This is a genomic window from Bdellovibrio sp. HCB185ZH, from assembly GCF_047302455.1.
In the GTDB taxonomy this organism is placed as follows: Bacteria; Bdellovibrionota; Bdellovibrionia; order Bdellovibrionales; family Bdellovibrionaceae; genus Bdellovibrio.
In genome coordinates, this window is sequence record NZ_CP178624.1 from 1,872,885 (window position 1) to 1,896,440 (window position 23,556).

At 45.2% G+C, this 23,556-nt stretch carries 23 protein-coding genes; 4 read left to right on the top strand and 19 right to left on the bottom strand.

The window, feature by feature from the left end; genetic code table 11:
* Positions 1-15 precede the first annotated feature (15 nt).
* The 9 genes from ACLSU7_RS09130 to ACLSU7_RS09170 all read right to left on the bottom strand — a co-directional run bounded on the left by ACLSU7_RS09130 (position 16) and on the right by ACLSU7_RS09170 (position 10,262).
* Positions 16-1,068, bottom strand: coding sequence for a hypothetical protein (locus tag ACLSU7_RS09130; protein ID WP_413295224.1), 1,053 nt, complete (start codon positions 1,066-1,068; stop codon positions 16-18).
* Between the two features lie 660 nt (positions 1,069-1,728).
* On the bottom strand, positions 1,729-2,058 hold the full coding sequence (locus tag ACLSU7_RS09135; protein WP_413295392.1) for a YkgJ family cysteine cluster protein: 330 nt from the start codon (positions 2,056-2,058) through the stop codon (positions 1,729-1,731).
* A gap of 178 nt (positions 2,059-2,236) precedes the next feature.
* Entirely contained in the window at positions 2,237-3,370 is a 1,134-nt protein-coding gene (locus ACLSU7_RS09140) for a polysaccharide deacetylase family protein (RefSeq protein ID WP_413295225.1), read from the bottom strand.
* Positions 3,367-4,725, bottom strand: a complete 1,359-nt coding sequence (locus ACLSU7_RS09145; RefSeq protein WP_413295226.1) for a hypothetical protein — start codon at positions 4,723-4,725, stop codon at positions 3,367-3,369. The genes ACLSU7_RS09140 and ACLSU7_RS09145 overlap by 4 nt, the downstream gene beginning before the upstream one ends.
* 124 nt (positions 4,726-4,849) lie before the next feature.
* Positions 4,850-6,052 carry a polysaccharide deacetylase family protein gene (locus ACLSU7_RS09150; RefSeq protein ID WP_413295227.1) on the bottom strand — a complete coding sequence of 401 codons (1,203 nt, stop codon included), beginning with the start codon at positions 6,050-6,052 and terminating at the stop codon, positions 4,850-4,852.
* The gene (locus tag ACLSU7_RS09155; protein WP_413295228.1) at positions 6,053-7,222 is read right to left on the bottom strand and encodes a hypothetical protein; all 1,170 of its coding nucleotides are present in this window, start codon (positions 7,220-7,222) and stop codon (positions 6,053-6,055) included.
* Between the two features lie 4 nt (positions 7,223-7,226).
* Complete coding sequence (locus ACLSU7_RS09160) at positions 7,227-8,243, bottom strand: hypothetical protein (protein WP_413295229.1); 1,017 nt, start codon at positions 8,241-8,243, stop codon at positions 7,227-7,229.
* Between the two features lie 112 nt (positions 8,244-8,355).
* Positions 8,356-9,696 carry an O-antigen ligase family protein gene (locus ACLSU7_RS09165; RefSeq protein WP_413295230.1) on the bottom strand — a complete coding sequence of 447 codons (1,341 nt, stop codon included), beginning with the start codon at positions 9,694-9,696 and terminating at the stop codon, positions 8,356-8,358.
* A 2-nt stretch (positions 9,697-9,698) separates the two neighbouring features.
* The gene (locus ACLSU7_RS09170) at positions 9,699-10,262 is read right to left on the bottom strand and encodes an SLBB domain-containing protein (RefSeq protein ID WP_413295231.1); all 564 of its coding nucleotides are present in this window, start codon (positions 10,260-10,262) and stop codon (positions 9,699-9,701) included.
* Between the two features lie 93 nt (positions 10,263-10,355).
* Between ACLSU7_RS09170 and ACLSU7_RS09175 the strand changes: the two genes are divergently transcribed.
* Positions 10,356-11,435 (top strand): hypothetical protein, encoded by a 1,080-nt coding sequence (locus ACLSU7_RS09175; protein ID WP_413295232.1) that lies wholly within the window; start codon positions 10,356-10,358, stop codon positions 11,433-11,435.
* Between the two features lie 50 nt (positions 11,436-11,485).
* Here the strand turns inward: ACLSU7_RS09175 and ACLSU7_RS09180 are convergent, their stop codons facing one another.
* From ACLSU7_RS09180 to ACLSU7_RS09195, 4 genes are read right to left on the bottom strand one after another with little or no spacing between them, the layout of a single operon-like run.
* The gene (locus ACLSU7_RS09180; protein ID WP_413295233.1) at positions 11,486-12,364 is read right to left on the bottom strand and encodes an SDR family oxidoreductase; all 879 of its coding nucleotides are present in this window, start codon (positions 12,362-12,364) and stop codon (positions 11,486-11,488) included.
* A gap of 8 nt (positions 12,365-12,372) precedes the next feature.
* Entirely contained in the window at positions 12,373-12,780 is a 408-nt protein-coding gene (locus tag ACLSU7_RS09185; RefSeq protein WP_413295234.1) for a response regulator, read from the bottom strand.
* Positions 12,781-12,820: 40 nt separating this feature from the next.
* Complete coding sequence (locus tag ACLSU7_RS09190; RefSeq protein ID WP_413295235.1) at positions 12,821-13,138, bottom strand: hypothetical protein; 318 nt, start codon at positions 13,136-13,138, stop codon at positions 12,821-12,823.
* Between the two features lie 38 nt (positions 13,139-13,176).
* Positions 13,177-13,635, bottom strand: a complete 459-nt coding sequence (locus ACLSU7_RS09195) for a hypothetical protein (protein ID WP_413295236.1) — start codon at positions 13,633-13,635, stop codon at positions 13,177-13,179.
* A gap of 99 nt (positions 13,636-13,734) precedes the next feature.
* On the opposite strand from ACLSU7_RS09195, the gene ACLSU7_RS09200 reads away from it, so the two are divergent.
* Positions 13,735-14,442, top strand: a complete 708-nt coding sequence (locus tag ACLSU7_RS09200) for a response regulator transcription factor (RefSeq protein WP_413295237.1) — start codon at positions 13,735-13,737, stop codon at positions 14,440-14,442.
* On the opposite strand, the gene ACLSU7_RS09205 is transcribed toward ACLSU7_RS09200, so the two are convergent.
* A complete protein-coding gene (locus ACLSU7_RS09205; protein ID WP_413295238.1) occupies positions 14,420-14,827 on the bottom strand; it encodes an Hpt domain-containing protein in 408 nt (135 codons plus the stop codon). The genes ACLSU7_RS09200 and ACLSU7_RS09205 overlap by 23 nt on opposite strands.
* A 122-nt stretch (positions 14,828-14,949) precedes the next feature.
* Between ACLSU7_RS09205 and ACLSU7_RS09210 the strand changes: the two genes are divergently transcribed.
* Complete coding sequence (locus ACLSU7_RS09210; RefSeq protein ID WP_413295239.1) at positions 14,950-17,463, top strand: ATP-binding protein; 2,514 nt, start codon at positions 14,950-14,952, stop codon at positions 17,461-17,463.
* On the opposite strand, the gene ACLSU7_RS09215 is transcribed toward ACLSU7_RS09210, so the two are convergent.
* The 5 genes from ACLSU7_RS09215 to folD form a co-directional block, all read right to left on the bottom strand.
* The gene (locus tag ACLSU7_RS09215) at positions 17,456-18,589 is read right to left on the bottom strand and encodes a hypothetical protein (protein WP_413295240.1); all 1,134 of its coding nucleotides are present in this window, start codon (positions 18,587-18,589) and stop codon (positions 17,456-17,458) included. The genes ACLSU7_RS09210 and ACLSU7_RS09215 overlap by 8 nt on opposite strands.
* A 121-nt stretch (positions 18,590-18,710) precedes the next feature.
* Complete coding sequence (locus ACLSU7_RS09220; RefSeq protein ID WP_413295241.1) at positions 18,711-20,018, bottom strand: class I SAM-dependent rRNA methyltransferase; 1,308 nt, start codon at positions 20,016-20,018, stop codon at positions 18,711-18,713.
* Positions 20,019-20,021: 3 nt separating this feature from the next.
* Positions 20,022-21,149, bottom strand: a complete 1,128-nt coding sequence (locus tag ACLSU7_RS09225) for an esterase-like activity of phytase family protein (RefSeq protein ID WP_413295242.1) — start codon at positions 21,147-21,149, stop codon at positions 20,022-20,024.
* Between the two features lie 2 nt (positions 21,150-21,151).
* Complete coding sequence (locus ACLSU7_RS09230) at positions 21,152-22,192, bottom strand: Rieske 2Fe-2S domain-containing protein (protein WP_413295243.1); 1,041 nt, start codon at positions 22,190-22,192, stop codon at positions 21,152-21,154.
* Between the two features lie 26 nt (positions 22,193-22,218).
* Entirely contained in the window at positions 22,219-23,106 is an 888-nt protein-coding gene (gene folD / locus ACLSU7_RS09235) for a bifunctional methylenetetrahydrofolate dehydrogenase/methenyltetrahydrofolate cyclohydrolase FolD (RefSeq protein WP_413295244.1), read from the bottom strand.
* Positions 23,107-23,234: 128 nt separating this feature from the next.
* On the opposite strand from folD, the gene ACLSU7_RS09240 reads away from it, so the two are divergent.
* Positions 23,235-23,519 (top strand): hypothetical protein, encoded by a 285-nt coding sequence (locus ACLSU7_RS09240; protein WP_088615508.1) that lies wholly within the window; start codon positions 23,235-23,237, stop codon positions 23,517-23,519.
* Positions 23,520-23,556 lie beyond the last annotated feature (37 nt).

A 23,556-nucleotide genomic window follows, 5' to 3' on the forward strand; every position in this document is an offset into this window, starting at 1 on the left:
TAGGCTGTCCAGCTCTTATAGAGTTGCAACACCGGATTGAATTTGACTCAAAGCAGTTCCCGCCAAAGAAGCGATCTCTGAATTAGAGCTGCCCTGAAGTTCTTGGAAGATCTTTACGAATTGAGTGTAGTTTTTCAGTGTATTTTCAAACGCGTCGCCGCGTGAACGGTTTCCTTGGCTGGATACTGTTCCTTCTTTTGCTGAATTATAGCCCTTCACCACAACTTCCGCTGCCAAAGAAACGACTTCTTCGTCAGAGCTTCTTAGTGAAGAGGCCAAAGCGCTCAGGCGACCTGCGTTCGCAAAGCCCAACAAGTAAGCCATCGCTTTGGTTTGATTCTCAGTCGAATAGTTTTTGTAGCCAGATGCCACCGTGTTAAATGCTGTAGAGCTATAGAATGTGCTTGCTGCTGACAAACCCAAAGCTTGGGTTTCCGAGTTGCTGTTTTGCAAAAGCTCTTTCACGATACCGTAGAATTCAGCATCCGTAAGTTCTTTGTCCATGTAGGCAACTACCATCTTATTTACGTTTTCTTTCGTAGGCTGACCCAAAACCAAGTTGCGCCATTGGGCTGCGGTCATAGAGTCTTTATCTGTTGCTGACTTTTTCCCATCAGCCGCTGCTGGAGAACCTGTGGCTACCGAACCGCCCGTACCATTTCCAGTGGAAATATCATCAGCACCCGCTTTGAATGTCGGATTGCCATCTACTACGTTAATTTTAACTTCTGGCTTCTTATCTTGGTCTTTTTTATCGTCCGCTTTTTTCTGAGCTGTCTTAGTTGTCGTCGTTGCTGCTTTTGTTTTGTCTTCGGTGTTTGGAGTTGTTTTAGCTGCTTCCGTTGGTTTTTTGTTACCAAATGGATTTACATAACTGCGGGATACTTCGCGGCCGCCTAGATCAAATAGCGCTGCTAGAATAGATTTTGGACGAATCATTTCGAAGCTTAGTTCGGAGTTATGAAGGGCTTTTTGGACAGGAGCTTTAAACAGATTACCAACCCCACCAATCAAAACGATTGCTACGGCTATGATGGCAATTTCTAGTTTGTTTTCTTTAAGGCCCATAAAAAAGCCCTCCTGTCTTACTGTTCTAAGAGCAGGCCTTATGCCACTTGTGCTACCCCTATAATCGTTTAAAAGTTGTTCATTCTGAGACAGTGCCGCCCTTCAGCTTCCCGCTGTCTAAACTTTTTACGTTTCCCTCGGAAAGAGAGTTCTCGGGCATAGCTGGGTGCTTCGGTCCCGCCTGTGTCCTGCCCTCACTCTGTCGACACGCCATCCGGGCTCACCGTCGCCCGCCTTTGGCGGGTTCGCGGATGCCAAGGGCTCCTGCCCTTGGCCCTTCGGGCTTCGCGCAAAAATAGCATCCTGCTATTTTTGTCCATGCGCCGACGGAGGTCGACGGCGTGAGGGCATGCCTCAGTCGTGCCCGAAGCACCCAGCTATGACGAGAGCTTTTTTAGAGGGAAAAGTTTGGCGTTTTGGCAGCTCGTTCTTAGGTGTCTCATTCTGGAATTGTTGATTTTCGACGATGTATAGAGGTGCCATCGTTTTATTCGTCTCGCTTTTTTCAGTTGGAGATGGGGATGTAATTTGAGGTGGGGCAAAGAAAACAACGTATGAACTTCTACTCTCATTGCAGTAGCTGCTTTGGGAGACGTCCTTCGCGTGGGACAACTTTGTGTTTGTCCTTTGATTTTTAAGATCTGTGAAAACGGGGGTTGGTTATTTGTTTTTTGGGCCTACCGGGCAGTAGCCTGGGCGGGGGCCTATTTTTGGGAATTCTCGGCAAGTGTCGGGGCGTTTTTCGTAGACTGTGCAGAGTCGGGTTATTGGGTGTAGGTAGAGGCAATCTCCGTTGGGGCGGGAGCTTAGCATGAAGAATTCGGTGCCGCTTCTGTAGGAGATGATTATTTTTTCTTTGATGAGGCGCTTGGAGAGTTTTTTTACTCCGGCAGCGGCTTCGTCTTCGTCGGTAACACCAAGGCGAATAAGGTCTGACAGCTTAATTTCCACAGGCATAGTACAACAGTGCCCATGGCACCCATTGCACATCCCATCACGATATTTAAGCCAAGTAGAAGGCCGATCTTTATCCGTTTTCAAACTGCATCCACCCAAACAAGTTCAAGTTCCTAGGCGCCTAATATTGATTTTTACAAGGCTCAAGGATGAAGGCGTACTGCAAGTACGCCGAAGACGCAGCAACGCAGCTAAAAATCAATAGTAGGCCCTAGGGCACAGGCTTCTTGACTAGCTTGCTGTTATATCTCGCTGATGCGTCCGTGGGTTGGAGTAGTACTACACTGAAGCCGCGGTTGTAAAGCTCGGCCAGCAGCTGTGGCAGCACCTCTGCAGTTCTTCTATGGATGTCGTGCATGAGGAGGATGCCTTTACCTTTTTTATCGATGGTTTCTAGAGTATGTCTCAGAAGCTCTTCGTTGGTTTGGGCTTTCCAGTCCTCACTGTCGATGTTCCAATTGAATTCTGCGACGGAGTTTTGGTTTAGGAAGTTACGGAGCTCGGGGTCTACTTCGCCGTATGGGAAACGGAAGAAGGGTTCAACGAAACCAAGAGTATCAAATGCAGCTTGATGTCCTCCCTTGATTTCTGCGATGGCTTCGGTGAAGGACAACGTCTTATACATCAAACGCTCGCACGTGGGAGTGTTTGCTAAGCAGGAATGAGTCATAGAATGTGTGCCGACAGCGTGTCCATCCGCGGCTACGGCTTTCGTGACATCGAAGTTTTGGCGGATGCTTTTTCCTAATTGAAAAAAATGCGCCTTGGCGTTGACCTCTTTCAAAGATCTTAGAATGGAAGGTGTGTAAATTCCGCTGGGTCCGTCGTCGAATGTAATCACGATTTCTTTAGGCCCTACGTCCCCGGCTCTGGCATAGTAACCTTTCGAAACGTCGCGGTACTGAATGTTTTCGGGAAATTGAAAAGTATTTCCTGAAGGCTGCTGGCTAAATGCATTCACGCGGATTTTCAAAGTTGCGCGTTCAGCAGCGTAATGTCTTTCCAATTGTGCCAACAAATCTTTGCGACAAGGCATTACCAACGGCATGTTGGTTTCGTTGCGAATCTCATTTTCAAAAATAGTCAGCGAAAGACCATCCAGATCTTTAAGCTTGCTACAGATTTGCGAGCTCAGTTTTTCCTGCTGCTCTAGATTCTGAGTATCTTTACGCCATTGTTGAAATAGATATTCCGGATTAGCCGGTGAAGAATCCCACTCAGCCAACGAGGTCGCATTTTTATTTACCTGAATGGAGTTCTGAATTTGCTGGCCAACGCCATTTCCGCAAGAAGATAAAAGGAATGTGGCAGCTACATAAGTAAATGATTTTTTTATAGTGCTCATATCACATTCACCGTTTCGTCCTTCTCGGGCTGTTTAAGATTCAATTTGATTTTGGAATTTTCGATAATCACACGTGGATCCAGTGAATGACCATCCCACACGACCAGATTCCGAGTGGCTTCTGCTGTGATCACATTTGGATTCCACAGGTATCGGAAATAAATAATCAACGAACCCACAAACTGGCTGATCAAGATACTTAGCAATGCCAGCGCCATCAAACCGATTTGTGGGACTGTCGTTTCCCAGCGAGCGGATTCAAGAATATCAAAGCGGCGGCCGATCGAAAGTTTTAAAGAATCCAGTTTCGCCAGCGCAGAGCTGACTTCTTTATAGCGGTTGAACTCAAGTTCTGATTTCTTTTTAAGGTCCTCGGCCATTTGTGCCTGGAATGGAAGTTCACGGGACTCTGCTTTCAGATTTTCAATGGAGGCTTGAACCTGCGACAGCTGATCCTTCAGAATGTCGTTTTGATTTTTCAAATTTTCGATTTGCCCACCAACTCCATACATGGAGTTATCAGCGCCCGCAGTACGGTCCTTATTAAGATAAGCGATCATTTTAGAATTCTGGCTGATTTTTAGTTTCAACTCGTTCGAGCGAACCAAAAGTTCACTGACATAATCCCCGATTTTTTCTTTGGAACCCAAAGGTAGCAGGCTTTTGTCACGGTTCTGAAGCTCGGCTAGTTCTTTGCCAATCGTCACCAGTTTTTCATCGGCATCTTTTTTCTGCTCGGCCATGAAAGTTTCAACTCGACCGATTTCTTCAAGTTCACGCTTTCTTAAAAGTCCGTCAGCGGTCTGCACAACAGTGTTCACCAAAAACAAAGACATCGCACGATCGGGAGTGGCAGCGATGATTTTGATTTCAAAGTCAGAATCCAACTGAGCACGAGTCCAACGATCCAGTTTTTGCAAGACAGCCACTTTATTTTCAGGCGCTTTGTCGATTTCTTTTAAATACTTATCGCGGAAGATTTCAAAACCTTTACGCTCTTCCATAGAGATCTGCCCGGACTCACCACGCTCGGGAATTTTCGCAAGGACTGCTTCAAAGAATTCGCGGGTTTTCAAATACTCGATGTGCTTTGAGAGAAGACTGCTGCCCTTTTTGGATTCCTGGAGAGACTTGTTCAAACCAAAGAACTGCATGGAAAACGCCTGAACAGCAGAGTTTTGCGAGTCGTTAAATATAATGGACGTGGTTGCTACATAGGGGATTTTAACAGCATAGATAATCACACTGATGGTGAATAGAACCGCAGTGAAAACCGCGAACATCCGCCAGTGTGACAAATATAATTTCAAGATTTCGCCAACGCTGAGTTCTGGCTCTAAATGTGGATCGTTCATAACCCCAAAATCCCCCGACCTAATAGTTTTGCCACCCTTTCCCAAGGATGGCCTGTGTCTATTATGTAATGAGGATTAAAATGGTGAAATGACAGTGGCCGCACTCGTTGTGCGGCCCGTTGAACTATGGTTTCGGAGGAACTGGCTTGTAATCGATCGGCGACTTAATAATCTTAGTCGGTTTTAACAACACGATTTGATAACCTTCGTTATGCAGAGTTCTTAAAAACTGTGGAAGCATTTGAGCCGTTCTTTTGTGGATATCGTGGAACAAAATAACACCACCGGCCTTAGCTCGAACCTGCCCCATCGTATAGTCAATTAGCTCGCTTGTCGAACGCTTCGATTTCCAGTCTTCACTGTCAACATGCCAATAAAATGAGGCGATCCCCATTTTCGTTAAGTTGTTAATTAGCGCTGGCGTTGAGTTACCGTATGGGAATCTAAAGATTGGATATGCCCATCCAACAGCCTGAATAACATTGTTCAAACCATCGTATATTTGCTCACGTGCTACTTCGTAGTCAAGGGCCCTTAGATTCGCATGAGTCCTTGAATGGCCGCCAAACACATGTCCAGCTGCCGCTACTTTTTTTGCTATATTCGAATAATTAATTTTATTTTCTTTGTCCAATTCGACAGCTTTCTCGCCCACCTGGAAAAAAAGAGCTTTCGCGCCTACTTCATCCAGAATCTTTAATACGATCTCCGTGTTCAGCCTTGGCCCATCGTCAAAAGTAAGCACAACTTGCTTGGCATCAACGACCTTATATTTCTTCGTAATCTTATCTTTTCTGTCTGGATCAACGTGATATCCCAGAGTTGTATCAATAGGTTTCGTCACCACTTGGAACTTAAAATCAGAAGTTTTATCTGAGCCAACGCCCTGGATTTTTACGTTCCCTTTAGATTCAAAGGTTTTAACGTCATGCTCAAAGAAATTTCCCAGATTCGCAGTCAATGCAGCGCGATCATTAATATAAAAGCGTTCAATCTTAGCCAGTAATTCTTCTGCGCATTCACCGACTACATCTTTATTCGCTTCGTCCGCTAATTCATTTTCAAACAACGTAAGATGCTGAACATCCATTTCGTCAAATGCCTTACAAACATCTGCTGAAGTCATTTGCTCACTCGCGATTTGAGAACGCCATTTGATGAGAAGATGTTCTGGATGACTTTCAGAATCATGCCATTGATCATATGACACCGCAGCGCTATTAGCGTTTACTGCCGAGTTCAAATCTAATTGAGCAGCTTCAAACCCATTACTGCAGGCTGCTAAGAACAAACTACCGAGTGCGACGAGAACCGTTTGTTTTTTCATTTACGCTCCTTCTTTTGAAACGTCAGATTCATTAGTATTTGGTATTAAAATTTTATGTTCAAATTTACCGTGGTAGAACAAGCGAAAAATTCCTTGCTCGAAACTTAAAATATCCACCTCAGTTGACACTAAATCACTGTCTGTGGCTCGAGATCCATCAAAAGGAGTGTAAGCGACATACACGGGATAAAGGGCATCCGTTGTAAAATACCCCATCAAATCCCTATACTTGTTATCTTCTAAGTATCGATCAACTGCCTGAATAGAAAAATGCAGCTTCCCGTAAACAATCGCGTCTAGGTCTTCTTCATTCGCTGAGCCCTTACAATCAGTCGTATGCGTTGCCTCATCTTCAATACGACAACTCTTTGAAATATCAATAAGAGTTTTCAATCCGACCATATATTTCGATGAAGAAACGCTAATTAAATATGGCATTTTCTCTAACTTCGTTAGTTCCTCGAGAAGGTCTAAATTTTCAAACTTCAACTTAAATTGCTTTTGCAGCTCTGATTTCCAGAAATACAATTTCTCATCGATACCGATACCTTTCAGATCACATGAGACCTTCCGAAAAAAATCTTTCACTTTACTTAGTGGAACCGATGAATCAATTTGGTATTTCGCCAGCATACCTATCATCACAAGATCGCAGGTGCCACCACGTTTATAATAAATCTCTTGCGCAGAACTGGTTCTGTCATTACGAATTTCTTCATAAATTTCAGAAATCACGCCATCAAAGTATGCCTGAAGAATTTGTGACTTCTCAGCGTTAATCGAATCCGGAATCATCGCCATCGTAGTTGAGCCATACTTTTGAAGGAGTTGTTTCTTTAACGAAAATGAAGTCTCTTCCAGAAGCTGTGACGGCAAGAAAACCGAAAGACCAGATTTCAAGCTTTCACGCAATAAATCCGGGCTGCCGAAATTTATTAGGTAGTTTAAAAAATTATCACCATTACTCCACGTAGCATTTAACTCAGAAATGTTCGAAGCTTGAATCTGTTTTAGAGCTGACTCAGTATCTAAATAGACGGTGTTCTTAAGTCTATTCTCAGTAATCTGTTTCAACGCAGCCGACGTGACAACTTCCTGTTCTTTCTTTTCTTTAGAAAAACTGCAAGATGTTAAAAAACCTAGGAAAATACATATAAAGAAGAATTTCATGGCTTTACTCATTGGAATCACCCAATTTAAACGTGCCTTTGAATTCATTACATACGATTTCTAGTTCTGAATTTTTGCAAATCTCCAGAGCGGTCTCAGATATAAAGTATCCTTGGTACTCTCGTTCTTTCACCAAAGGAACTCGATCAGATCCAGGCTCCTCCATCTTGCTATTTTCATTCGCGGCGGTATCCAATTTGGAATGTCGACTTAATAGTGGCCACCAGATGTTCATAAAGGTGACCCAGTCGCTACCTTTTAAAGAACTAAAAAACAACAGCAGTCGTGGATCTCTTTCGTAATTTCCACCCAGATAAGGCTCTTGAATCGAAAATTCAATCTGACGATCTACACTTACTAAATCCAAAAATCTCAGAACTCCAATATTCGAAAATCCGAAATTAGACTGGCGATAAAATTCATCTCTGAACCAGATACTCAAATAATCGCTAGGCACTTTTTTAAGTGAGTCTCTGCAATTCTTTGAATTAGTAAACAACTTCGCAGCCTCTAGGAATTCCTCAGAGCTATCTTTTCCCATTTGCTTGGTTATGGACATTTTGCGGAATTCCAATTGAATGAAATAGGCACACGCTGCTTCGGAAAAGTGCAGATTATCGAACGTCGCATCGCCGGTAGAAATCTTTTCGAAGCGTTCATATAGATAAGGAATAAGATCTGCGGTAACTCCGTAAGAACCCTCACTCCATTCCAAAGATTGGAAGCCAAACTTAACAGGGCTAGCTCCTCTACCAATTAAATATCTAAGCAAAGTCGTGGACCCGGTCTTTAAAACGGCATCCAAAACGGATTCGCCATTCTGTTCTAAAGCATCGATTTCTGAAGCGGAATATTGATCGATCACGGAGATAGCAATGGCATCATCTTTTTTCGCTACGGCTTCAAATACACTGGGTCTGTTCTTGCTATCTGTCGGGGCTTTGCCAGCTGGGAAAAGAACTTTCTCATCCACGGGCTTTTGATGGTCATTTTTAAATGAGCACCCCACTGGTGCGATCACCAGGAAGGAGAGTATGAATAGGAGGTATGACTTTATGCCCATCGCCCGATTGGGAGCAGTTTTTGTACCGACCTCAGTTGCAAGTCAAGGCGGAATCACGCGGAATGGGCGTCTAAGAGTTAGACAGCATGCCCAATTGGGCACCTTTTGTTTCCTTTGCAGTATTTGCAGAGCGAATTCTTACTTCTTCGAAAACAGCCGCAGCCACAAAGCCAAAGACCATCCAGTACAGGCGGTCTGCCATTCCTCCGATGGATAAGTGAATATGATAAATCACCAAAATGGGAATGTGCGCGAGCAGGTAAATAGAAACTTGGCGTTTGGCGATACTGAAAGATTTCAAAGCTTTCAGTGCGCCGATCGTCATGAAACCCAGCGCTATCGCTGCAAGAATTAACAGCGGCCATCCACCGACGACTCCCGCTGACACGAAAATGTTATGGGGATCTTTGAATGAGTTGTAGTTAGAAACATCGACATCATTTCCAGAAGCAAACTTAGACATCAAACCGTGGCCCAGCCAAGGTTCCTGTTTAAAGATTTCACTGCCGCGCTCGACTTCTTCCATGCGCGAGGCAATACCGTCTTGCGCTTGCCGGCCTCCTAACGAGGAATGTCCTGTAGCGATGTCATGGACGAACTCGTAACTTTGCAGACCAAAAAACAAAGTGAACGTAGTCAGAAACGAAACTACACCAAACTTGAACATGCGACCTTGAGTCGTACGAGTTTCGTGCAAAATCAAAGTGAGTAAAAACGCAAACATCGCCGCCGCCGCTGACGAACGAGTACCCGTTAATATGATCGCGATAAAGCTTGCGAGCAAAATCAACGAATTCCAAATCTTATGTTTCAGTTTGTGTTCGAGTAAGAAAGTACCTAAGGAAAATACAAACGCCGTCGTCGCACAGGTCACCATGTGAGGGATGTGCTTAAAGACGCCGATAAAGCGGCCCCCTTTAAACGTAGAGCCCGGATGCAGGATCAACACCACAAGCGAAAGCAAAACTAAGGCCCCCGTCCAGCGTTGCACAAACCTTAGAAAGTCTTGAACATTCCATAAACTGGGAATAATCAACCCGTAAATGCCCACCATAAAAAGCGAAACCAGCATTGCACCGATTTGCATGATCGCTGATTCGTCAGGGTTCACGTAATAAACCTGCAGCAAAGTTTGCACAGCCAATACAATCATTAGAAAGAAAACAAACAGTTTATAGAAACCACTTAAATGTTGGCGCGCGCGAACCCTCAGCCATAACAGAACCAAGGGACCGCCGAACAAAAACGTTAGAAGCACGTTGATATAAGGATGCATCCCCTGCTGGAAAATTAAGTAAGGCACTTCGCGAGGAATCGGTAAAATCCCCCCTAAGGAAACCTTGCAAAGAAAGGTTAAGGCCACCAGACATTTTATAAGAAATAAAATACGGGCGTCCTTTGCGTGAATCATGCCTAGTGAGCCCCGTTATGACCTGAATTCTTGTCAATCAGCAAGGCCGTCAGAGCAATTCCCAAAACCAGGGAAACGACGGTGATCGTGCGAGTGGCGTCACTGCTGACCATATATGACTTTGAAGGCACGTAAATGAAATCATCCTGAGCGAGCTTTAATTGTTTCGCTCCCCCGTATTTGATCACCTTTTCAGCATCCACTTCATAGGCACCTTGATATTCACTGACAGCTTTGGATTTAATTTCTGCCCATGATTTTGGTTCCAGTTTTCTCACGGTAATTTCAGACATGTCGCCAGTGCTTCCCGCACCGCCCGCCAGAGTGATCAATTTCAATAAATCCGTGGAAGGAGGAACATAGTAAATCCCGGGTCTAGTCACCGCGCCCAACAGCTGCACGCTGATCAAAGACTCTTTCGGTGAAGAGCGAAAAATATATTCAGATGCCTGCTGTGGTTGTTTGATATCACTGACACCCAACGAATCCGGTGATTGCGCAAATGCAACGGAATTGAGAGTGAAAACCAGAGCAATGACATATCGGGAACACTTAGAAACGAACATCTACAACCTCCACACTGGACCTAAATCGAGAGCCATAAGTCTTGTCAATAATTTTCGATGACGGACTTCGGTCCGTAGACCAGAATAAAGTCTATGACAAATCCTTCCGTTCCAGAGCATGAAAAACTATTCGATGAAATTTGTAATAAATTGAATGAGCTTAGCACGACAGCTGACACGGATGAGAATCATCCAACTCAGCCAAAGTACGAGCAAATGCAAGAGCAGATGAAGAAATTCAATTCTGACTTGAAAGGTTCACAAGAGGAATTGCGCGAGAAAATTAAATCTCTCGAGAGCGTTTCTTACGGATCTGAAACGTTGGATGCTCAAACAAAATTGTTGGCTGATCAACTCAGCGCAGAACGCGCAACGAACGCCAAGATGTCTTCGGACCTTGCAAAATCGTTAGAATTGAGTTTGCAACTGCAACTTGAAATCCAAGGATTGAAAGCCCGCGCCCTGCAAATTCAAAGTGAAGAGAAAAAGTATTCTCAGTCTATGTTTGAAAGAAATAAAATTCTTCAACGTGACTTGGATCTGACTCGCGCTTTGAAAGATGAAACCGCAATGGAATTCGCCAAAGCAAAAAGTGCCTGGGCCCGCGAACAAGACCTGTGGGAACAACAGTACGAAAAAATGCAGGCCGAGATCCAGAAGTTCAGACAAGACCAAGCGGACCTCGAACAAGCCAATGCAGATTTAATGGCAACGATTGAAGAGCGCGATAACACTATCAAATCATTGAATGAAGAGATCGAAAAAATCAGCACTTCTTTCAGTGAAGTTGAAGCATCAGCTCATCAGCAAAACGATGTCTTGAAAAACCTGACTTCAGTGGCTGAGACAAAAATCGTTGAAATGAAAATGGCATTGGATAAAAAATCCCTGGAAGCACAGGACTATTTCAGTCACTTGCAACAGGCCTTAAGCCAATCTGTGATCTTGAAACAAGAGAACATGTCTTTGAAAGAGTACGTGGCGAAACTGAATTACTATCACCAACAAGCGCAACATGCGCAAAATGTGGTGAATCAACAGCAACTTCAGCAGATTCATGCCGCTCACCAAGGACAGCAACAACAGGTCGCTCAAGCACAAGCTGCAGCAACAACAGGTCGCTCAAGCACAAGCTGCAGCACCAACTCCGACTGTTCAAGCGTAAGAAAATAAATAAAGTTTCCTCCGTGGGCTCAGAGGTTCCCTCCTTCTGAGCCCATTTTTTATTTCCCCCAGTGCTTAGACTCCGGCAGGAAATAAAACATCATCTTATGAAACCACGAGCCTGGAATCACCCGTCTTAAAATACCAAATAAGATCGCATCCAATGTGACCTTGGTTCGCAGAGGTGGATTGTTACTTTCGATGAGTTTCATAATTCTGTTCGCCACGGCATCAGGCCGACTAAAGGAATAACCCATAAGTTTTTCAATAAAAGGCGCCATCGAGTCATAGTATTCCGAATGCGGCCCGCGCAATTCATAACTTAAGCGTGCCTTCGGCGACAGAATCACATTTTTAAAAGATGCGGAGTTAATAAAACCTGGTTGAACGATACTCACATGAATTCCAAAAGGTCTGCACTCATACCACAACGCCTCACTGACTCCTTCCAGAGCATGTTTGGAGGCGCTATAAGATGCCATCGTCGGCATCGAGACCATTCCACTTACTGAAGAGATATTCACGATGTGCCCCCCTCGCTGTTCACGCATGATGGGCAATACCGCTTTCATCAGATTCACCGGGCCGAAAAAATTGGTGCGCATCTGTAAGTCTTCAGCACTGACATCCATGTGTTCGACCACGGACCGAAAACAAACACCGGCATTATTAATCAGCACGTCAATGCGCTCCCAGCGACGGCAAACTTCATTCACCACGGCGGAAATTTCTGCATCCTGTGTTACATCCAAGGGCAGCAGCATCGTATTTTCATTTTCTGGAAAGATAGAGGTGAGCTTATCGAAAGAAGACTGCCTTGCCGTTACCACGACGCGATAGCGATCAGAGCGTACAAGCTTTTCAGCAATGGCTTTTCCTAAGCCCGCACTGCAGCCAGTGATCAAAATAACTTTTCGAAAGGTTGAGAGGGTTTGCATTTTGCCTCCTACCGTGAGGGAGCAATATCAACTCCAAAGATTTTATCCAAAGCGCGGTCGCACTGCGGAACACTTATGGGTTTCGTCAGCACCTGCATATTATGCAGAAGCTCGCCGTACTTAGAGCGCAAAGCGAGTTCATCGACCACGGAGACAAGAATGATGGGGCTTGATTTCACTGCACGTGCCAGGAAGCGGACCAGGTCTAAACCTGTGCCCGCTCCTGAAAGGAATAAGTCCGTCACGATAAGAGAATAAGGTGAATCATGAACAATCGAGGAGCTGACAAGTTTTTGTGCTTCCTCGCAGCTTACAGCCCAGTCCAAGTGATAGTCTGTGAACTGCCGGCGCAAAATATGCTCCCAGATCGGCTTAAGTGCTAAATCATCTTCAACAACCAAAATTCTATTTTTCATGACGCTTCCTTGTTCATGATCTGGTGTCGCAACAGAAGCTTTATTGAACTGATGCTGGCATCGTCTCAACTAAGCGTGTAGCGGACCATTTCTTGATTCGGTCAGATACTTCTTTATTGGCTTTCTCAAGAGCCATAAAAGGACTTTTTGCATCAGCGACAACAGAGAATTGCATTTCTCCAGATACCAATTCGACATCAATCACGAAGTCGTCTCCATCATGATCTACAGCCATGTTCAAACGGCTGTCTGATGGGGCATTCGCGGCAAGTCTTTCTAAAACGCGGCCACATGAGATAAGCAATTGTTCTCTTTCGGGAAGGGCGATATTTTCAGTTCTTAGTTCTACATTATTCATGCTGTGTCCTCCTGTGGTTAATCGTTTTTGTTCGGTTTTTATAAAAGCGCTTGAATGATTTCCTTACACTTCTGCACCTGCAGCGGTTTCTGCAGATAAAAAGGTAGGCTGTCTGTTGTATTGCGTGCGGAATGCACCAATGCATCAAAGTTTGAAAGACTCATGCTGCTGACGAAGACGAAGTGATCAGACACTTCTCCGTATCTAGACCATAAATCAATACCTGTATCCTCGCCGTCAAGAAATACGTCTGAAATAACCAAATCGTAAGGTTTCTCGGTATGAAACGAATGTCTCAAAAGGGCTTCTGCACCAGCTTCTGAGGTCTCCCAATCAATATGTGCATTTGGAAAAGAAGATCTAATTATATTTTCCCAAAGAGGCCATTGGCCCATGTCATCTTCTACAACTAAAAAACGATATGGTTCTGTATCTAACATCATATTAGACAGAACCGCGCCAGTAATGTGATTCTCGAGCGCCAGTGATGTATCCATGGCTACCTCCTACAACTTTGTTAATCATCGGTGCTGCGCTTGGGTTTCGTGCTAAAATGATTTGATGATTTCGCAAAACACTGCTTAAATTCATTTTGTATGGCAAAAATTCTCTGCGTCGAAGACAGCTCTGAGTTCTTTATCTATCTGACTTCGGTACTGAAAGATCACAGTCTTACCCAAGCCGAATCAATTGCTGAGGCATTTAATATCGTGCAAACAGGTCGCGACAGTTTCGATCTGGTACTGCTTGATATCTCACTTCCAGACGGAAATGGGATGAAGATACTTCCGGATCTTAAAGACTCGTTCAAAGCGAAGCCTGTACCGATTATCATTTTGAGCACGGATGATGACATCATCAGTAAAGTGGCAGCATTCGGTATTGGTGCAGATGATTATATCTCTAAACCACCGAACTCGAGTGAACTTCGTGCTCGCGTGGATGCCCGCCTTCGTGCCGTCAAATCATATCAACAAAACACGCAGCAAGTTCAGCTGGGTGATTTGTTCATCGATTCGAATCGCATGTGCGTGGAAATTCGCAATCCAAAAGGTGCCTCTCAGGTTGAACTGACACCGTTTGAATTTAAAATTTTAAAGATTTTATGCAGTCGCCCCGGTCAGGTGTTCAGCCGTGAACAGTTGATCGATCAGGTATGGGGCGTTGGAAAATATGTTACCGAAAGAACCGTGGACGCTCACGTCAGCCACTTGCGCAAAAAAATCAGCGATAGTTCAGTTAAAGTGGAAACGGTTCTAAGTGCGGGTTACAAAGCGACTGTTAAAGATAGTGCTTCTGATTAGGAAAGACGGCTTGCAGGTGCATCGCCAATTGGCGAGCCTGAGCCACATAAAGTGTCACGTCTTCTGAATTTTCCCCGATATGTTCCGATTGCTTCAGTTGCCAGCTAAGATCTTTGGATCTTTTACCGAATTCCTTAAAGCCCAGCATCTCTGCGGACCCGGCTAGTTTATGCGCAGCCTTCCAAACCACTTCTGATTCACCAGAATTGGTACCGCGCTCCAGGGCTGGGATACTTTCGTTCAATGACACGCAAAACCGCGCCAGAATGCGCAATACGGTATGTGCCGTCGTGTCCTCTAATAAATGATTAAATGCGTGTGAATCAAAACCAGACAGCGTTCTAAGCTGCTTACTGACTCCCACCAAGTCATTCTCTGTTTCCACCTTACTGCTCCTTCATTTGCAATAATCTAGCAATAGGATTATATGCTGAATTTAAATTGGTTTGAAGAAACCTTCAAATCCAATTAACATTGTTCACATTCCGGTTTGTGAGAGTGGGTTTGATGAAGCGTAACGGTGGCCTTAAAATCATTCTAAAAAAAACCCGACGGTTCTTCCTTTGGATTCCAGTACTGGCGCTCATTAGCGGCCTTTCACTTTCGTTCTATATCCATAAACGCATGTTAGATAGGGAGCAATCCGACCAACGTGCCGAGTCCATCAAACGTTCTCGCGAGATCATTCAGTCCTTAGATCTCCTTTTATCAAATAGTATTCTAAGAATTCAGTCCTATGAAGAATATATTGGAAGCCGTCCAAGCGATTACTATCGTGACATGGCTTTCCTGGGCCAATCATTACGCTACACCGTGTTTCACCGCTTTTCGATTTATCAGATTGTGGGTAAACGCAATGCCTCCCCGCCCAAGTTAAAACTTGTCTCTCGCATCAATACTCCGAACTCCGGGGTCCCTGAGATTAAAAGCAAGACCATGACAGCTCCTGCGGTCATCAAGGGCATTGAAGAGATCATCAAAAACAAGGAATACAGTCGCGCCATTCTTCATGAACGCAGCGGCGTGCCCCTGATCACTTATGTGCTGCAATCCCGAAGCCGCGAAAACGTTTACTTTATCTTTTCGGCACCTTTGGTTTCATTATTTGAAAAGATCGATCTGCGCACCAGCGAGTCTTTGGAAATTGAAGATATTAAAAACCAGGACTCCTGGATTATCACATCTGATAACAACACCAAGTCTATTCGCGTGGGAAACATCACCCGTCAAATCGGCCGAGACGACAGCTTGTTGCAGACATTGCGTCTGGGGGAACCCCAGCAAACGACACTTAAGGTTCACTTCCATTTTAACTTTCAAAAATCCCAGGGCCTAAGTGCTTCAACCATTACTGGTATCATGAGTGTGCTTATCACCTTGATCATTTCATACCTGTTTTGGGTTTTGGTCCAACAGAACCGTCGAGTAGGTCGCCTGGTCATCGATAAAACCCATGACCTGGAACGCGCCCATCAAGAGTTGCAAGAAGCCCTGGTTGCCAAAAGTCGCTTCTTAGGAAATATCTCCCACGAAATTCGCACGCCTTTAAATTTGATTTTGGGGATGGTGGATCTGTGCGAGGAAAAAGACACTGATAAGAAGATTCACGATTACTTAAGCAGCATGCGCTCTTCTGGAAATCACTTGTTGTCGATGATCGAGGACTTGCTAGATCTTGCCAAAGCCGACACCAACGAATTGCAAGTTCAACCGAAACGCATGCACTTAATCAACTTCCTGACGGATATCGCAAAAATTTCCGGTCGTGACTGCGCAAAAAAGGATCTGCAGCTCTACGCACAGTTTGCTTTTGATCTGCCGTCCTCGGTTAATTTTGACCCAAGCCGTCTGCGCCAGATCCTATTAAACCTTTTGCGCAATGCCTGCAAATATACGAATGATGGCCATATCATCTTGCGGGTTACAAAACTTCAGCAGCCTCAAGGCAATACTGCAACTTTGCGCTTTGAAGTGGAAGACACGGGCGTCGGCATCCAAGACGACAAACTTCACAAAGTATTCGACGCTTTCTTCCAGGTTGAAAACTCCTATGCCTTTTCAGAGGGCGGAGTGGGCTTGGGCTTAGCGATTGTGAAAGAACTGGTAAATAAATTGAATGGCCGCCTGCATGTGGAGTCCACGCCTAAAAAAGGAACTTTGTTCCGCGTGGATTTAGATATGGAAGTTTTAGACGGCGCAAACTGGGTTGAAACATTCCGCTCCCCAGACGATCAAGTTAAAGAATTCGTGCTAATTTCTGAAGACAAGAATTTGCAAATTGCGGCGGAACCCCTGGCCATGCACCCAGCAATCATCTATTCAAAATTGGATTATATCGGCGAGATTCGCAACTCGAAGCCATCTTCGTTACCAATAAATAAGTGGATCCTTTTAGATGCAACCGCAAGCAACGTAGCTGCGAGCGAGATGGAATTGTTGCATAAGCACGGTCACGTTATCTTGTTGGGTAAAAAAGACGAGATCATGCATAAACATCCGGGTCTTACCGATCCAGTTCTGGATTCTTCGCCACTATCATTGGCGGATGTTTTTCTGACGACGGGATTCTATGGAAAAAACACTCGTCGCTCTGAAACCCGTGATCTGAACAAACTCAAAGTTGAAACCGCACGGAAAACAATTCCTGACGGATTGAATTTGCTGGTGGCTGATGACGACATGGGAAATCAAGAACTCTATATGGCGTACTTTGATGGGAAGCCTTGGAATATCAAATACACCCAGAACGGCAAGGAAGCCCTGGATGCCTATATCGCGCATCCATCTGACGTTGTCGTTTTGGATGTGCGTATGCCACTGATGGATGGATTTGAAGCAGCCGAAAAAATGCGTGCCTTTGAAAAGGACCGCGGTCTGCCACAAAGACCTATTCTGTTAGTTACAGCCGACGCTTTGGATGAAACCATGAAGCGCGCTCAACAGATTCCGAATACCAGCTTCCTGACAAAGCCTATTCGCAAGAAAACTTTGATGGATGCGATCACTCAGACTCTTAAGTAACTTCCGGAGTCACAGACTTGTTCTGAGGCTTTTGAGGTTTCTGAGACTTTCCGGAAGGAGCTCGGTCGCCCTTCGATTTTGATTTGGCGGTTGACGGCTTTTCCCCTTCAGCGCTGGCATTGTTTTCTGCACCACCACCACCACAAGCCGAATATTTGCTGATCATCGCTTTGGTTTTTTGAACCGAATCGCCATTATTTCCGCAGACTTTTGCATCACCTTCACAAAGTGCAGCCCAGTTTGTGCTTCCGTTTCCGTTGGCAGTTTTTGCGATCAATGTTTTTCTGGAAGTCAGTTCAGCTGCTAGTTTCTGAGCAGCGCACTTTGAGTTTTCAACTTTGTCTTTAAGATTTGCGCCGTTACATTGATCTTTACCCAGCTGGAACAACCCAATTGCAGAACCGTTTGGCGCATTTTTGTTTTCAGCCTCAGGATTACAAGAGGATTCAACCGAAGACATCGACATCATTGTCCAAACCCAGAACAGTTCTTTTTTCTCTTGAGTCATAGAAGCGTAATTGGGGCATAGCTTTGAAAGATCCTTAAGCTTGTTTCCGGCAAACGCTGCTTTATTCTCTCGGACGACGGAAAGAATTGCTGCGCCTGCGGAACCCACCTCGCCGCTGTCCTTGATGATAATGTCGCAAGAACTGCTGACACCCGCACCCTGTTTATCTTGAGCGATCTCCTGCTTGCCGTTTTGGCTAATGGATGGATCCTTTGATTTTGGATCATCAGCTTGCTCTGCGGCTTTTTTTCCGATGTCGGAAATACTCTTACGAGCTTTCTGCGCGTTGGACTCTTGCAAAAATGGACAGTATTTAAAAGCTAACTGCATGCCCGCTGCGATCTTCGCAGAATTGGCTTTTGCTTCCTCTTCGGCGGCAGCTTGCTTAGCCAATGCCTCCTGCTCAGCCGCCATTTGCGCATAGAAAGCGTCGAACACTGTCTGCGAAGACGTCGTAGTAGTTGTCGTCGTTGTTGAGGTCGCAGTTATCACTGGCGACGCCGCGGTCGTCGGGATTACTTCAGTTGTTGCAAGCGGCGTAACCGACTGGGCATAACCCGTCATCGAAACACTCACTAACATGCTAAAAATAATAAGATTACGAATCGACTGCTTCATCCCTGAACTTATCGGGGTATCAGCACACAAGCCTTAGGAAATATTGGATAAATTGAGCTTCGCAAGACGAACAAGAAGAACTAGGTCTTAGCCCTTGGTCCAGCGAAGCCTATCAGAATGATTATACGATATAATGAACGTACATTTTTAAATAGAACCCCTCAGGAAACTGCATCAAAGTTGGATGGTCGGCCGCATGGCCCCCACGCAAAACACTGCGCACTTCCGAGTAGTTTCTGAGCGAAGCCTTACGAATAGCATCGCGGAATTCTTCCTCTTCCAGCAATCCGGAACAAGAACAAGACGCCACAAAGCCGTTCTTTTTAGCCAGGCGGAACGCATGCGTATTCATTTTAATGTACGCCGCTTTACCCACGTGGATATCTTTTTTAGCTTTAATAAATGCGGGTGGGTCCGCAATCACGATATCGTATTGTTGAGTCGCTAAATTGGTCAGCCCCTCCAACACATCCATTTCGTGAACGATGACTTTGGCTCCTTCACGCTCGGCATTTTCTTTGGCGAATGCCAAGGCCGTTTTCGAAACGTCAACCAAGGACACTTCCACATCAAAGCCTTCCGCCTTCAGCGCACGAGTGATTTGCGTCGACCAGTGCCCCACATAACAACACAAATCCAAAACACGGATGGTTTTGGTTTTTTGCTGTTTCGCCCAGTTTTTAAATAAATTAATCGCCAAATAAATATTATGAGTCTGATCCAGGAAGAAACCCGTTTTCTGACCTTCACGCAGATCACAACTCATTTTGATCACGCCAGGATCTGCCGCCGCATTCAAAAGAATTTCCACATGATCCAATTTGAAGTCAGGAAGGTCTTTGATCACTTTCGCTACGTTGCCAGTTAAACCTTCAAGTTTACGAACACTCACGTCGTTACGAATGACGACGGCCGTTTGCGACCAATCAAATTCCGAAAGACCTTGTTCTTTAGCTTTTTCAGTTAGGCCGTGAAAGAACGCTTCCGTGTTTTGCAAAGCCTGATCCATACCGGCTGTTACCAACTGAGCAACAAATACTTGCGCACGCTTCCCGCCTTGGTCGATGACGTAGTAATCCAAGACCAAGCCCGGGATATAATCAGACTCACCAAATGCCAAACGGAAACTGCCGCGGAAACCTGCGGCCTTACGCACTCTCCAGGAATTTAAAACCTTATCATGAAGGAAGTTAAAACCTGTGGGCTCTTTATCTTGCGAATTGAATGTCAAAGCCCGAAAGGCAATCAAGGAATGAGGATTGCCGTAACCACGCGCCAGGAACTGACCTTTAGCATCTTGAAGCTCCACTGGCGTGCCTGGAGGCAAACCTTTGGGACTGACTGAGAGTTCATTAGAAAACACCCAGGGATGTCCACTGCGAATGCGTTTATCAGCGCCGGTACGAAGTCTCCAAACAGTCATCGTCATTTCTTATTCACCTTCGATTGCAAAAACCAGAAGCTCTGTCACTTCGTTCTTGGAAAAATTATTATCTGACATCACCAGCAAGGTACGACGCCCATCTGGCAAGTTCGGTCCGAATGCCAGGGCTTCGAAATTTTGCACGTCTTTTTTACCGCGCTCTTTGGTCAGATCGGTTTCAAAATCCACCAGCTTTACCTTTTCAGCAAGCGTGTATTTATGGTCTGCAAGCTTTACCATAGCCAGAGTGTCGGTGGCTTTACTGATATCTGCCACGTACAAGCCCACAGTGGTTTTCCAGCCTTTTCCGTGTAGACGCGCCCCCCGCTCCAGCACAATGATTTTGGATTCTGATAAAGCTAAAATCTCGGAGACTCCGCGGAAAATCTCGCGGCCAATTTGGTTGTCACGGAAAGCATCGACTTTGTAAGCAAACTCTGCCGCAGGCGTAAAGTACCCACGCTGAGCTCCACGGTCCTCGAACTTCAAAATCCGAATGATGGCACCATTCGCTTCATTTTCCATGTCGATATCTTGCGTAAGGGGAGCTTCTAGAGAGGTAAATACGAACTTGCCATCACGTGTGGCAGTCAAACCTTCAAAGGCCCCGTTATTTTGAATGCCTTTGCTTTGCTGACCCGTGCGCTCGGGAAGATATTTATCCGGAACAGTCAGGTCGTATTTCCATTTTCCGTCAGCAGCGACACGAAACACTCGCGGCATCGAGCGAGGTTTTAAATCGTTATTGCCTTCAGAAGAAATCAGAAAATCCCCATCTGGCATAAGTGCCAGGCCTTCTAAATCCAAAAAGGCTTTGCGCGAGCCTTCTTTTTTCAATCCCTTTACTGGTTTGAATGATTTAGGAATCAGAGTCACAGTCTTGCCGTCAATTTTAAGATCGAACTGATAAAAACGCGGCTCGCCCCAGCGACCTTTATCATCACTGACAGCATTTAAAACCCCATCGGCATAGGTAATACCAGAAAGACCACCGATTGTAGTCTCATCAAATTTGGCACCGGTCACGATAGAGGTCTCGCCCACGTATTTTAAACTCAGGGGCTTAACTTGAGCTTGAGCCCCTGCGTGGCCTGCGAGGCCCATGGTCAGCATCAAGCTCCAAAAAATTTTCTGCATTCTTAGCTTCTCCAGCGAAGTTCCGTTTGTTTAACCGGATTCACGAAAGGACGCTTTTCTTCCAAGGCGTTGTGATATTCCGTCTTTAAAGAATAATACCACTTGGCCTGGGTGTCAGCGTCCTTGATCAGCATGAGACTTGGGTCGTATTTCAGACCTTCTTGTTGCTTAGTAACAGCATCCATGTCCTGTCCCAGGAAAACTTTGCCGAATTTATCGACTGCTGGCTTAAACAATGACAACCATGGAATGTCCCACACAGCCAATTGAGTGATGCGTGTGTTCTTTTCATCCACAGGAGTTAGCGCCGTATAAGAATAGAACTTACGCTCGCCCACTTGAATATGCTCCACACGAACACATGGCAGAGTGAAGGTAATTTCGGTTGTCGGTACTCCGCCTAATAGCTTGTAGGCCTTGGAATTTGAAGACGGTTTATGACGAATCATCTGAAAGCCAAAATCCACAGGGCCGAAAAGTTTTTTCTTTTCCAGCATGGATTTTTCTGAACGCCAGAACCAGCTTTTATGTACATAAGGTCCGTGCGCGGGGTCCATCAAGCCAATCACTGCATGATCGACGTGACATGGGAAGTTCACCACGTAAGTAAGATTTGGTTTTTTACCTTCGGGGAATCCCTCCATGACAGGAGGTTGCGGAACTTTGCTAAGATCAAAATCTTTATCGCCCATGAAAACCCAGATCAAACCCTGAGCTTCATGCACAGGATAGCTGCGCACTTTGATTTTGTTTGGATTCAAATCTTGATCGGGGCACAAAGAAGGAATTTCTGTGCACATGCCAGTGCCGTCGAATTTCCATCCATGGTAAGGACACTCAAGCGTATCGTTAACAACTCGGCCATAGCTCAAAGGAATTCCGCGATGAGGACAGATATCGCGCATTGCTGACACTTTGCCTTTTGAATCACGATAAAACACGACGGGCTCATTTAAAATTTTGCGCGCAGTTGCCTTATTGATTGCGAGTTCGGAACTGGGCAAACCCACGTACCATACGTTTTTCAAAAATCCTGTGAACATTGTGAACCTCGAAATATAGGAACTAGTCAGACTCTTTTTTCAGCCAAGAGACAAGTGTTTTCAAGGAGCGTTGTAATAGTCATGGGGCCAACGCCGCCAGGAACCGGGGTTGCAGCCTTAGCCCACCCTTCCAGCTCTGAAAATCTGACGTCACCACACAATTTTCCACCCTGGCCGGAGCCATGCATGCCCACGTCCACCACGATGGCGTCTTTTTTGAAATCATCTTTCCCAAGGAGTTGCGCCTTGCCTGCAGCCACAACTACCAAATCAGCGTTTTTCGTAAACTGCGACATATTCTTGGTTTTTGAGTGACATAAAGTCACCGTGGCATTGGCTTCCATCAAAAGCATTGCCATAGGCTTACCCACGATATTGCTGCGCCCGACGACTACCACGTTCATGCCTTCGACATTGATGTTGTAGTGCTTAAGGATCGTCATGACTCCCTTAGGAGTGCATGGACTGACCAGAGGCTGTCCTGCAAAGAAATAACCCAGAGATTTGTAAGTCAAACCGTCAGCATCCTTCAAAGGCGACACGGTCTGCAAAACTTCATGGGAACTTAAATGCTTCGGTAGAGGAAATTGCACCAAAATACCGTCAACATCCTCATCGGCGTTGAGCGTTTCAATCATTTCCGTCAATTCTGGCTGAGTAATGTCTGCGCGCAAGGCGTGAATCGTCGAAGTCATTCCGACTTTCTCACAGGCCGCCTTTTTGTTTCTGACGTAGACTTGACTGGCTGGATCTTCCCCCACGATGACCACCGCCAAATGAGGTGCGCGGCCAGTTTTATTTTTAAAGGCCTCAATACGGGGAATCAGGGAGGTACGAACGTGATTTGATACTTCTTTGCCATCTAAAATGAGCACTGAAAACCCTCCCTGCAATGAGCCCCCAATTTCCTGCATTTATTAAAGAAATTCAATGGTTTAGTTAATCTAAACAGAAATAAAACAGACCGCTGCAGGGCATTTAATGCTTGATTCGAAGCTTTGATTTAATGTACAAGTTCTTAAAAACATTAGGGGATTTAAAGATGGCAGATAAAGTTAAGCTCTCAAAAGACGGTAGCTCCATTGATTTCGTACAGTCTGAAAGCTTGCCCACATCACTAAAAAAGTTCCGCCAAAGCCCTGAGATCGAAGGCTTCTATCGCTTCGTTTTCGAAAACGATTTGCAAAAAGAATCCTACGACATTTTGGATCGTATCATCCAACAACGTAAGGCTAAAAAAGCGGGCGCGAAAAAAGAAGCTGCCGCTGCTGCCAAAGAAGAAAAAGCCGCTGCTAAAAAAGTCGAAGCAAAAGGCAAAAAGAAATAATCTGTTCCCAGAGATTGAATTGAAAAGGCTGATCATG

Bases quoted from the DNA above. Each gene is read 5' to 3' on its own strand.
- ACLSU7_RS09210 (WP_413295239.1), top strand. From the start codon at position 14,950: ATGAAGCGTAACGGTGGCCTTAAAATCATTCTAAAAAAAACCCGACGG.
- ACLSU7_RS09145 (WP_413295226.1), bottom strand. From the start codon at position 4,725: ATGAACGATCCACATTTAGAGCCAGAACTCAGCGTTGGCGAAATCTTG.
- ACLSU7_RS09230 (WP_413295243.1), bottom strand. From the start codon at position 22,192: ATGTTCACAGGATTTTTGAAAAACGTATGGTACGTGGGTTTGCCCAGT.
- ACLSU7_RS09140 (WP_413295225.1), bottom strand. From the start codon at position 3,370: ATGAGCACTATAAAAAAATCATTTACTTATGTAGCTGCCACATTCCTT.
- ACLSU7_RS09130 (WP_413295224.1), bottom strand. From the start codon at position 1,068: ATGGGCCTTAAAGAAAACAAACTAGAAATTGCCATCATAGCCGTAGCA.
- ACLSU7_RS09185 (WP_413295234.1), bottom strand. From the start codon at position 12,780: ATGAAAAATAGAATTTTGGTTGTTGAAGATGATTTAGCACTTAAGCCG.
- ACLSU7_RS09215 (WP_413295240.1), bottom strand. From the start codon at position 18,589: ATGAAGCAGTCGATTCGTAATCTTATTATTTTTAGCATGTTAGTGAGT.
- ACLSU7_RS09200 (WP_413295237.1), top strand. From the start codon at position 13,735: ATGGCAAAAATTCTCTGCGTCGAAGACAGCTCTGAGTTCTTTATCTAT.
- ACLSU7_RS09155 (WP_413295228.1), bottom strand. From the start codon at position 7,222: ATGAAATTCTTCTTTATATGTATTTTCCTAGGTTTTTTAACATCTTGC.
- ACLSU7_RS09180 (WP_413295233.1), bottom strand. From the start codon at position 12,364: ATGCAAACCCTCTCAACCTTTCGAAAAGTTATTTTGATCACTGGCTGC.
- ACLSU7_RS09165 (WP_413295230.1), bottom strand. From the start codon at position 9,696: ATGATTCACGCAAAGGACGCCCGTATTTTATTTCTTATAAAATGTCTG.
- ACLSU7_RS09195 (WP_413295236.1), bottom strand. From the start codon at position 13,635: ATGGATACATCACTGGCGCTCGAGAATCACATTACTGGCGCGGTTCTG.
- ACLSU7_RS09135 (WP_413295392.1), bottom strand. From the start codon at position 2,058: ATGTGCAATGGGTGCCATGGGCACTGTTGTACTATGCCTGTGGAAATT.
- ACLSU7_RS09150 (WP_413295227.1), bottom strand. From the start codon at position 6,052: ATGAAAAAACAAACGGTTCTCGTCGCACTCGGTAGTTTGTTCTTAGCA.
- ACLSU7_RS09220 (WP_413295241.1), bottom strand. From the start codon at position 20,018: ATGACGATGACTGTTTGGAGACTTCGTACCGGCGCTGATAAACGCATT.
- folD (WP_413295244.1), bottom strand. From the start codon at position 23,106: ATGCAGGAAATTGGGGGCTCATTGCAGGGAGGGTTTTCAGTGCTCATT.
- ACLSU7_RS09175 (WP_413295232.1), top strand. From the start codon at position 10,356: ATGACAAATCCTTCCGTTCCAGAGCATGAAAAACTATTCGATGAAATT.
- ACLSU7_RS09240 (WP_088615508.1), top strand. From the start codon at position 23,235: ATGGCAGATAAAGTTAAGCTCTCAAAAGACGGTAGCTCCATTGATTTC.
- ACLSU7_RS09225 (WP_413295242.1), bottom strand. From the start codon at position 21,149: ATGCAGAAAATTTTTTGGAGCTTGATGCTGACCATGGGCCTCGCAGGC.
- ACLSU7_RS09170 (WP_413295231.1), bottom strand. From the start codon at position 10,262: ATGTTCGTTTCTAAGTGTTCCCGATATGTCATTGCTCTGGTTTTCACT.
- ACLSU7_RS09190 (WP_413295235.1), bottom strand. From the start codon at position 13,138: ATGAATAATGTAGAACTAAGAACTGAAAATATCGCCCTTCCCGAAAGA.